Raw genomic sequence first — 10,992 nt, 5'->3', positions numbered from 1 at the left:
GTGGTGCGGCTCCACCGCACCACCGATTCTGGTTTTATATTTGGATTTGTATCTTATTTTCTCGCAAGTCCCTTAGCAAAGAAATAGACATATCAAATCAAGAAATAGCGGTGTGGGGCTTCGCCCCACACCGCTATTTCTTGACTGGGAAGTTAGTAACTACTTAATGATTTTTATGGGAATCAATATAAGCTTTCAAGATTTTGAGTTGATCGGGAGTTAACACCGCATTTTGTGCAGCAGTCTCCTCCTTTTTAATAGCAAGAACTTGGTCATGCTGCTCGTCGGTTAGATGTACGGTGCTCAGAGCATGGCGGAAGGATTCCCCCTTTTTGCTTAAAGCAGTATTGAGCTGTTTTAACTGATCAGCGGTCAGCAATTTTTTAACCTTGTCATGAGCGTCAGATTCAATTTTTTTGATCTTGACTTTTTGCTCGGATGTCAAATGCAAGTCTAATCTCTGTTCGCTTTTGGCGATGAGAACATTGGATTGAGCAAATACAGGAATCGCTAGACTCCCACTTAAGGACAGGGCTAAAGCCGCAACAGGGATTAGTTTAGTCAGAATTAGGTTCATGTTTCAGTAATATGATTGATTGAGATTGATCGAGATTGATCGAGATAATGGTCTAACAATTGCTGCATCGGATTTATTCCCCCTTCTTCCCACAAGTAAATCCATAATTATGAATGTCTCTGAGAATCCAATGCTAAAAAATTAAATTTTGTAGTGGGAATCGAACATCTAAATGGCTGTGATTTCAGCCCAGCCTAGTAACGTAACTCATATTCATAATTGCCGTTGCTATCCACAACAACCTTGTTGCCATCACTATCAGCAATAGCAACAGCAGAATTACCAAATTCATCAACACAAAACGATGCTGCAACATTGCCATCACTTGAAACAGCACAGTCAACTGCTTGTGCTTTTACTGGGCTAGCAAATACCATCAAACCTAAAACTGATGAAGCCATAAACGAACTAATGCACAAGAAATGCTTAACCATAAATATAATCCAGTTCAACTTTTAACTGTTTTGTCCGCAAAAGCGACAGACACAAACCTGTTTACAGAATTTAGTCTTTCCAAGTTAAAAGTACCCAAGTTTTGGATATTACTCTACAGAAAAAGGTAGAAAATCAAGCAAAATTTTAAAGCCTTATATAGGAATAATACCAAGTTAAGAAATGGCATAGCCATTTCTTAACTTGAAAACCCTTACTAGGTTTAGTTTTTAATTCACGAAAGTGTGACAACACTTTTGTGAATTGGTATAAATCTATGATTTAATCCACAAAATTATTAGCCCTATTTATATCGCAATGCAAGGTTTACTTAGGACATAAAACCCAAAAGATGAGTGGCAACGCAAAGAGCTACCACTCATCTTTTGGCAGTAAACCTTGGGGTTTGATTTGTCCTAAGTCAAGTGACTGTAGCTATAAGTGTTGGCTCACTTCAGTGAATTGGTATAAAAAACAAGAAGAGAATAGTAGCGCTTCGCGCTACTATTCTCTTCTTGTTTTTTAATTTTGTCTTACCGCGAGTGGCGATCGCTATAAATAAAAAGAGGAGACATTATTGATCTCCTCTTTTTATTTAGTTTTATGTTAACTAAATATTATTAGATAAGCAAAAACTATTAGGTTTGTTTTGTTCTAGCAAATAAATTTTTAGAACGAGAAGGTGGTACGGATTACACCAACGGTAGCAGTTCCGTTAGCGCTATCGCTACCTTGGTTGAATACAAAGAATACACCAGGAGTGATGCTGATATTCTTAGAAACACGGAAACGATAGAAGGCTTCCAACTGGTAAGGAGTGCTTGCACTACCTTGAGCAGATCCAGTGACACTGGTTCTGAGCAAAGGCTGACCGAAGGAAAGGGCTGCAAGGTCGCCTTCACTAAAGATATCCTTCAAGGAAAGCGCAGCTAACCAGCTAGTAAATGTAGTACCAGCGGTGGTTGTGCCCGTGGAGTTAGCGAAGGTGTAAGCGCCCCAAGTGTTAAATGTGAACTTCTTGGTGATATCCCAAATCAAGCTACCTGCAACGGTATCTGAGTTGATTCCACTTACGCCAGGCGCACTTACTCCACCAAGAGAGTCAGCGTTTAGACTAGAGCTAAGGGTATTACCAACTGTGTATGCACGAGCATAACCAATACCGAGAGTAAGTGCATCAGAGGGCTTTGCTACCAACTGAGCAACAATCTTGGTATCTCCACCAGATATTCCACCTTGACCAGAAGCAGCAGCTGCATTAGAAGCGCTGTAAGCAACTTGGAAACTAGCACTCTTGCTAAAGTTCCAGTCAAAACCAGCTACTGCTAGTCCTGAAGCACCACCACTAGAAGCGATGCGGATCAATGGATTGAAACGACCGAAACGAGAAATAGTTCCTTGGCTATCACTCTCAAGAGGATTAAGAGGATTGATGATATCTTCTACAGCACCGATAGGGGCGATGTAAGCAGTGAATTGATCGCCGACGGGGAACTTGTAGTACAAGCGATTGATTTCAAAGTTATTAGCAGAGCTGCCAGTAAATCCAAATCCATCAAAGGATAGGCGAGTACTGTTGCTATTTGCCAGTGCATTGTAGTTAGAAGTGTTGCTAGCTTGCAAACGGGTTCTTAATAAATCCTTGCCAGTGAAGCTGGTGTCTAGATTGAGACGAACGCGGTAGCTGAAAGTTGTGTTTGTGCTGCTAACACCAGTTGAAGAAACGCCATCGGTTCCAGCGGCAAGACCGAAGATTGCTTCTCCACGTAGTTTGGTGGTGGTGGAGAATTGCTGAGCTTCGAGCTTAGCAGTCTTTGCATCGAGGGCATCTACACGACCACGAAGAGTTGCAAGTTCAGCAGCAAATTCTTCTTGAAGCTTTTGAAGGGTGGCGAGATCTTGCTTGCTAACCTTGTCAGCCAAACCTGCGGAGATGATTTCGTTAATCTTGTCCAAGCAAGCATTCAAACCAGCAGCAAATTCATAACGGCTAGTTGCTTGTTTGCCACGGAATGTGCGATCAGGGTAACCAGCGATACAACCGTAGCGCTCTACCAAGGATTGCAGTGCGGTGAAGGCCCAATCGGTAGGGCGAACATCGCTAAGTTGAGATACTGAAGTAACATTTTGAGCGATCGCATTAGGACGTGCCAAGCTATCGGTACTTACTGAGCGAATTACTTCAGAGTTTTGAGAAGCTTGAGCATTAGCTCCACCACTGATAAGGGCGGATGCAGCAACAGCGGCAGATATGACTACGCTGTAATTTTTCTTGGAAAACTTAGACATTTAGATTACCGTTCCTCACAAAATAACAGTCTTAACACCTGTCTTAATTTAATGTAGCAATAATAGCAGCAAAAAGTTAAGTGTTAATCGATACATTGTTCATGTATTTACAATTCAACCTTACCTTGATTATGTTTTTTTGCGATCGCAAATAACTGTAATGAATATCAAAATAAATAGAAAAAGCTAATTCCTAAAAAAGACGGGGATGTGATAATTTTGGGAATCAGAGGTGGTGGGCTTGCTATACTTGATCGAGAACTTGATCGAGATTAGTGGAAGTCCTATTTTTTTCGCAAATAATTGCGACTTTAGGTTGTAATTTGGGTTGTAATTATATTCATGACCTCGATCTTCTGACAATCCCTAATAATTTACATCAGCAATTTACCTTAGCAATTTACCTTGATAATTTACCTTGATAATTTACCTTGGTAATTTATATAAGATTGCTTTTACGAGATCGCTCGCTACCGATTTTAAGTAGTTCTGCATAATTAAAAACCAAAACCAGAGAACGTACCGCTTGCGTAGCGAGCGGTACGTTCTTCTAGGTTTTAAGTTTACTTATGCTTAGCTACTGCTTAGCTACTTATGAGATCTCTTATCGCTAGTTACGATTTCTGAAGTAAAAAAATAATTAATATCCAAAATATTTGCTGGAGCAATTGGGCTAAAATATAAACAGCAGGGGAACACTATACAAGCTAACTTTGCAAATCCGTAAGCCGTCTAAGCCCTATAATCATGGCAAAAGAGAGCTAAAACCCTACCGAAATCGTTGAAATTTCTTTGGGAATGCATCATAAGAACGGGGCAACCAAAAAATATGCGTTTCGATCCATATTTTTTCGCTATCCCATTTTTCTTGTTCTGTAATGATATCGCAGCGCTATCTGGATCGCCTCTAAAAAGATAAATCAACCTCTTTGGTTTCGTTTTGATAAGTCGAACCTATAGAAGTTGTTTTCCGTGATAATCATCGAAACTTTAGCTTTCGTTGGTTTGTGATATTGATTGCTGTTTGGCTCTCCCTACTGTGGCTTATGTTCGTAGGTTGCTATTTTGTTACCCCCCTCGTTCGATTTAATTTGCTCACCTTAAACAATCGCTTGATCTTCGCCTCATGGAATTCTCGATTAATCAACTGTTAGACAATTTCTCTGATGACAAACTAGTTACACCCAAAGCGATTGAAAAAAAACTTGGGATTGGTGATGACAGCAAAAGCGTGCGTCGACTCCAAGTTGCTCTTGATGCTCTCGAAAAAATTGGTGTCCTTGAAAAAGACAAGGGTCGATACCGACGCATTCATGAAGAGGGTTTGGTTGAAGGTCGTTTACGTTGTTCTAGTAAAGGCTTTTGCTTTGCAATTCAAGATGTTGAGGGTGCTGAAGATATCTATGTCAGAGAAAGTCGTCTGAGCAATGCTTGGAATGGCGATCGCGTTTTGGTGAGGGTAACTAAGGATGGTGTGCGACGGCGATCGCCTGAGGGTGAAGTCCGCTTGATCCTCGAACGCTCAAACCCTACTTTACTCTCAACCGTAAAGTTTACCGATGATAGCTATCGAGCCTTACCCCTTGATGATCGGCTGCTGTTTGAAGTGGAATTAGTACCAGACGAAGAAACGCCCGATCTGAGCGTAGCGGTGGGAAAACTGGTTCATCTGGAAATGGTGCGGTTTTCTTTAGGCAATCATTTGCCTTTAGGGCGGATTTTGCAAATCTTGGGCGATGATGCAGAATCAACTAACGATATCGATCTGGTCTGCTGCAAACATAATTTACCCCGCAGATTTAGTGCGAAAGCTTTGACTGCCGCTGCGAGTTTGCCTCGTGGGGTTAGAAAGGCAGATCTCAAGCATCGTCTTGACTTGCGCAAAACCCTGACGGTGAGAATTGGTAATGCTGCTGCGATCTCGATCGCTGAAGTGGAAACGGGTTGGGAATTAGGCGTGCATATTCCTGATGTCGCGACCTATGTTGCCTCAGGCTCGCCGTTGGATTTAGAAGCACAGAAGCGGTTGCGTTCATTTTTCCTTGGAGACACGGTCTTGCCGATGTTGCCTGAAATGAATGTATTTAATCAACCTGAATATCTAACGATGTCGGTGTTGATTAAGTTAGATCGCGAGGGCAATATGCTTTCCTTTGAGATCCAGCCTTCAGCCGTATTAGTGCGGGCTAACTTGAGCTATCAAAGAGCGCAGCAGATTCTTGATGGGAAGGTGGCAGTTGATGAAGATGCCCCCAGTCAAGAGATCGATACTGAGGTAGAAGAACTGGTGCATTTGATTGCTAAGGTAGGAACGTTACTACAAAATCAGTCCAATGCGATAAGACTAGTTTTGCCACAAATTCCCTCTCAAGAAGCGGATGAGGGAGTCAGGGGCTTAACGGTGATTCCTTTGACTTTACAGATTTCGGGTTCGGTAATGGAGGTAATGATCCTTGCAAATAAAGCGATCGCCTCCCACCTACATTCCCTTGCTGTTCCTTCAATCTATCTGCACCAAATCCCCCCCGATCAAGGAAAGGTCGATGATTGGACTAAGCTCTTGGAGAGCATAGGGATTGCCTCAAAGTTGGAAAATCCCGAACAGCTCCAAATTGCCGATCTGCATCGGATTTTGGGACAAGTAAACCAGCTTGAACAGGAAGCAACTCGCGACATTCTCAAATATTTGTTGCTGTCGATGTTTAAGACTAATGAGTATGTGCTTACCCCTGCCATGCATTTTGGTCTGGGCTTAATCGAGCAACCCTACGTGCATGGTGTGTTTCCTCAAAACCACTATGGCGATCTACTAATTCAACGCATTTTACATACCGTGTTTGAAGAAGGGCGAGATCGTCGTAGCATCAGGATTAAGGATGGGGTGAACCTGCGTAGTTCTAGCTCCCACGGTCAAGTTAATTGGAGCGTGTTGCCTCCTGAAACCGAACGCCAATTAATTGAAGACTTGGAAGCCGTCGTACCGAAACTCAATCAAGCTGACGCTCTATATCATCGTTCGATCGCTGATCTCGATGGATTGCGTAAGGCGGAGTTTATGCGATCGCACACGGGTGGCAACTTCTTCGGCATTATTACCAGCGTTCAGTCCTATGGCTTCTTTGTGGAGATTGAATCGCTATTAGTGGAAGGGCTAGTGCATGTCAGTTCTCTTAAGGATGATTGGTATGAGTTCCCCTTAATCAATGGTAAAGGTCGTGCGAGGGCTTCGACTTTGCTAGTCGGTCGTCGCAGTGGTCGCCAATATTGTCTGGGCGATCGCGTAGAAGTGCAGGTCAAGGGCGTAGATTACTATCGCCAGCAAATTGACTTAGTTGCGGTGGTAAATTCTGAAGGCGATCGCGATCCATCCAATACCACTGAGGCTAACTCAGAATCAGCTTTAGCAGAATTTTCTGAGGCAAACGACGATTCTGAAACTTTAGAATGATTAAATAGCTATTGACTGGAGTTATGCTTCGGTCAATAGCTATATTAATTAACCTTAATTATAATTAATCGCTCGTTTTAAGCGTTCGTTTTAATCGTGCATTGACGCTAGTTTTATATCCTACTCTCCACGAGTTCTCCACCATGTCGCTTTCCCGCCTATTGGTGACCGTATTAAACCGTCTTCAGCCATCTGCGGAGACGGTTATGCTTATTTCGGCGATCGCCGTTGGCTTAATCAGTGGGACTGGGGTAACCCTATTTCGCAAGCTGATTTTAATCGCCCAAGAATTTTATTGGCATGAACTAGCCTTAGCTTTTATTGCCAAGTGGCATTGGGCAATTGTTTTCATCCCGATGATAGGCGCCGTAGTAGTTAGCATTTTACGCTTCAAGTTAGATCGAGATGAGGCTAGTACTTCTAGCCGAGAATTAGCATTATCCTATTCACAGGTTCCGCTAAAAACGGTAGCAGCAGCGCTTTCTCTTGGGGCAGGAGCTTCGCTGGGACCTGAAGGACCAAGTGTGGAGCTAGGCAGCAATATTGGATCTTTGCTCGGTCAAATGATGCAATTTTCTAGCGAAAGGATTAGGTTACTGATCGGTGCGGGGGGCGCTGCGGGTTTAGCGGCTGGGTTTAACGCACCGATCGCAGGTGTATTTTTTGCGCTAGAGGTCTTACTCCGCGATTCCTATCGCACCAATAAATCCAGCCCAAACTCTGATGTCAGTGTTGTGGTTATTGCTTCGGTAATTTCGGCATTGGTTTCCCAGATCAGTCTGGGGGAAAGACCCGCTTTTAGTTTGCCTGTCTATGAAGTACGCAGCTATTGGGAGTTACCGCTCTATCTTGGCTTGGGGGTATTAGCCAGTGCTGTTGCGTTAATGTTTACCCGTGCGATCAAGCAGGCAAAGAAGTTTTTTGCGGGGCAATGGAAGATCGCTCCCTTTATGCAAAAACTCCCTATGCCGATCAAACTCTTAATTGGGGGCCTATGTGTCGGCATTATTGCCTTGACCTTTCCTGAGGCGATCGGTATTGGGTATGAGACGGTGGAATCAATCTTGCAAGATACCCCATTCACCATTCCTCTACTGGCGATGCTGTTGGCGATCAAACTCGTACTAACGGCTATCAGCTCTGCTAGTGGTTTTGTCGGTGGAATATTTGCGCCTTCTATCTTCTTAGGAGCTGTATTGGGTAGTTTGTATGGACAGGCGATCTCTAGCTTTTTACCCGCATCGATTCCGATTGCGGCTTCTCCTGCCTATGCTCTAGTCGGTATGGCAGCAGTCTTGGCAGGAACGGTTCGCGCTCCTCTGACATCCGTATTACTACTATTTGAAATGACCCGCGACTATCGCATTGTCTTGCCTCTCATGGCAGCAGTGGGACTCTGTGCTTGGGTACTTGATCAACTCGATACATCTAAAGCCGATCGGATGATGATGCAATGGTCAGACCTGCCCGCCGACATTGAGGTGCTGGAAAAAATTAAAATTGCGGAGGTAATGACCCTCAATCCCGCATCGGTTAAATATTCGATGCCGTTACTACAAGCCGCCCAATTTATTACTAGTGGCTATCACCATAGCGCCTTAGTTCTTGATGACATTAACCATTTACAAGGTATCCTTACCACTCAAGATATCAAACGACTTTTATCTAACACTGTGGTCGATCGCCCCCTTGAAGAAATGACCGTGCAGAATATTTGTACCAAAGAAGTGCTCTATACCTTTGCCGATGAATCGCTTGCCGAAGCATTGAAACGCATGGCAACTAGAGATCTGCGACAGATGCCCGTAGTCGATCGCCACCAACCTAAGCGCGTAATTGGGATGGTTGATCGCTTAGCAATTACGACAGCCTATAATACTGCTCTAACAAAACGGGCGATCGCTGCTAGAATTACAGCGACTAAGCCAACCGTGACTATTGCAACTGTTCACAGTAATACTGTAAATAATGTTTTTAGCAATGGATCTGGCAATGGATCTAGCAATAATGCTAATGACAAGAGCAATGATAAAGACAATAATCTAAATGCAAATAATGTAAATAATTTAAACAATGCTCTAAGTAATAGCCTAGATAGCGCTTCAAACAATAATTTAAACAGAGAGTCAGATATACATAGTTCTGAGGCGGTTTCCTCTTAAAATTTACGCATAGATTGTCTAAATATCTGGCAAATAGCCCAAAAAGGATGTCATGGATAGCGAAGAAATACTAATTGAATTTGTAGCAAATGGCGATCGCCCCAAAGGTGCGTCGGTAAAATCGATTAGCACCACTAAGATTAAAGACAGTATCCAAAGACTTGCGAATCTAGTACAGCAACTCGCAACCGACAGTTCTTCAAGTCATGCCAATGGATTAGCTCTAGATGAGGTCGAAATTTCACTGAAGCTCACGGATACGGGTGAGGCAATTTTATTAGGTGATGGACAAAGCAACGGGGCAATGACTTTGCGGTTTCGGCGTGTAAGTAGTGCTGTGGCGATCGCAAGTCCTAACAATACTATACCAACGCAATCTCTTACCTCTAGTACGGGGGTCGACTATACTAAGCTGCGTGCTTTGTTAGCTGGTGGTAAGTGGCAAGAAGCAAACCAAGAGACATGGAATGTGATGTGTCATGCGGCGCGTAAGAATATTGGTTCGGTGTTGACATCTGAGGAAATTAAGCAAATCTCCTGTGACGATCTGCAAATCATTGACAAGCTTTGGCAGCAGCACAGTCAAGGACGCTATGGATTTAGCGCCCAAAATCAGGTTTATATGTCATCAATTCTAGGATAAATATTTCTAGAAGTTTCTAGGATATTCTGGAGATACTTTTGAGGTGTTTCTAGGATGATATTTGCAGGTTAGGTAATGTTGGGGCTTTACAGCGCTTTTCCTGATAAATAGACATTTTATCATTCATCAATTCATACAATCCATACACAATCCATACACAATCCATACTTGAAGGGGTCAGTCAGCATCATGGATCAGGACAAGCAAAAGCAGATTACAGGCTACTTTATCGAGGAAGCCAAGGAACATCTCCAAACTATCGAATCAGGACTGCTGAATTTGCAAACACTGATGGGAGATGCTGAAGCCGTAAATGAAATATTTCGTGCTGCCCACTCAATTAAGGGGGGAGCTGCAATGCTGGGATTTAGCAGCATTCAACATGTTGCCCATAATTTTGAAGATTATTTTAAGGTAATCCGCGAAAACACCAATTTTAAGGTCGATCAGGATCTCCAAACGCTTTTTCTTCAAGCTTTTGATAAATTGCAAGAGTTAGTCGAACATCTCCAAAGCCCCTATGGTTTGACTAAAGATGCGGTGGATGGAGTCATGGCTGGCTCCGATCAAATTTTTGCTAATCTTAAAGCCCATCTCCAAAATCTGATCTCTGGTAAACCCACTGAGGTACAGCCTAAGAGTGCGATTAAGTCGGGAAGCAAAACGCCTAAGATCGATACAAAAGCAATGCTGACGGCTTTTCAGGCTGAGGTTCCACTCAAATTGCGGAATATGTTGGAGCTGTTTAAGCAGCCTGATAGTCCCCGTAGCCGTCAGAATTTGGAATCGATCTGTACTCAGTTACAGGAAATTGGCGATCGCTTTGGTCTATCCACTTGGTCATCTTTAATGGAATCGGTGCGCATTGCCGTTGCGAATCCGAATAATCAATTTCGCACGCTTGCACCGACTCTGATTAAAGAAATCAAGCAAGCTCAAGAACAGGTGCTGGCTCAGAAAATCGATCAAGTCAAGGCTTCCTCACAATTGCTGCAATTAATACCTGCAAGCTTGGTAGAAAAGGTGGATACTACCATTCCCACTAAAGTTATTAGTAGCAAGCCTGATAATACCTCCGCCGATGAGGTAAGTAAGATCTTTGGTGCGGTGATCGAGGAAGACAAGGCGATGAAGGGCTGGCAAACCTTTAGCGATCGCGTGGGATGGCGACAGAATGGAACTTGGATTGCTTCCAATGCTACTTCACCACAATCGCCTCCTGAGGGACATTTCCCTACTCCTCTTTGGTTAGCAGCATGGCATCAATCTAAGGATTCTAAAGCAAAGGAGTTTCAGGCTCAGTATGCCGCGCTTTTGGCTAAAATTGCGAACTGTAATATCAATTAGTAACTATAGGCGCGTACTAAAAGTGCGTACTAAGTAGCTAAACAAAGATAAACTTAAAACCAGAGTCTGCGCCGCCCGCTGCGCGGGCGGCGCA

At 43.3% G+C, this 10,992-nt stretch carries 7 protein-coding genes; 4 read left to right on the top strand and 3 right to left on the bottom strand.

Features of this window, described 5'->3' with window-relative positions; all coding sequences use genetic code 11:
- Positions 1-163: 163 nt before the first annotated feature.
- The 3 genes from PSE7429_RS17810 to PSE7429_RS17800 all read right to left on the bottom strand — a co-directional run bounded on the left by PSE7429_RS17810 (position 164) and on the right by PSE7429_RS17800 (position 3,298).
- On the bottom strand, positions 164-577 hold the full coding sequence (locus PSE7429_RS17810; protein ID WP_009628704.1) for a hypothetical protein: 414 nt from the start codon (positions 575-577) through the stop codon (positions 164-166).
- 194 nt (positions 578-771) lie between these two features.
- Positions 772-978 carry a hypothetical protein gene (locus tag PSE7429_RS17805; protein ID WP_040689384.1) on the bottom strand — a complete coding sequence of 69 codons (207 nt, stop codon included), beginning with the start codon at positions 976-978 and terminating at the stop codon, positions 772-774.
- 700 nt (positions 979-1,678) lie between these two features.
- Complete coding sequence (locus PSE7429_RS17800; protein ID WP_009628702.1) at positions 1,679-3,298, bottom strand: iron uptake porin; 1,620 nt, start codon at positions 3,296-3,298, stop codon at positions 1,679-1,681.
- A 1,126-nt stretch (positions 3,299-4,424) separates the two neighbouring features.
- Here PSE7429_RS17800 and PSE7429_RS17795 point away from each other — a divergent pair.
- The 4 genes from PSE7429_RS17795 to PSE7429_RS17780 all read left to right on the top strand — a co-directional run bounded on the left by PSE7429_RS17795 (position 4,425) and on the right by PSE7429_RS17780 (position 10,898).
- The gene (locus PSE7429_RS17795) at positions 4,425-6,746 is read left to right on the top strand and encodes a ribonuclease R family protein (RefSeq protein WP_009628701.1); all 2,322 of its coding nucleotides are present in this window, start codon (positions 4,425-4,427) and stop codon (positions 6,744-6,746) included.
- A 143-nt stretch (positions 6,747-6,889) separates the two neighbouring features.
- Entirely contained in the window at positions 6,890-8,908 is a 2,019-nt protein-coding gene (locus PSE7429_RS17790) for a chloride channel protein (protein ID WP_009628700.1), read from the top strand.
- Between the two features lie 52 nt (positions 8,909-8,960).
- The gene (locus PSE7429_RS17785; RefSeq protein WP_009628699.1) at positions 8,961-9,551 is read left to right on the top strand and encodes a GUN4 domain-containing protein; all 591 of its coding nucleotides are present in this window, start codon (positions 8,961-8,963) and stop codon (positions 9,549-9,551) included.
- A 189-nt stretch (positions 9,552-9,740) separates the two neighbouring features.
- Complete coding sequence (locus tag PSE7429_RS17780) at positions 9,741-10,898, top strand: Hpt domain-containing protein (RefSeq protein ID WP_009628697.1); 1,158 nt, start codon at positions 9,741-9,743, stop codon at positions 10,896-10,898.
- Positions 10,899-10,992: the final 94 nt, after the last annotated feature.

This window comes from Pseudanabaena biceps PCC 7429 (assembly GCF_000332215.1).
Lineage (GTDB): Bacteria > Cyanobacteriota > Cyanobacteriia > Pseudanabaenales > Pseudanabaenaceae > Pseudanabaena > Pseudanabaena biceps.
Note: the sequence above shows the minus strand (reverse complement) of the source record. Positions and strands in the feature narration are given on the sequence as shown.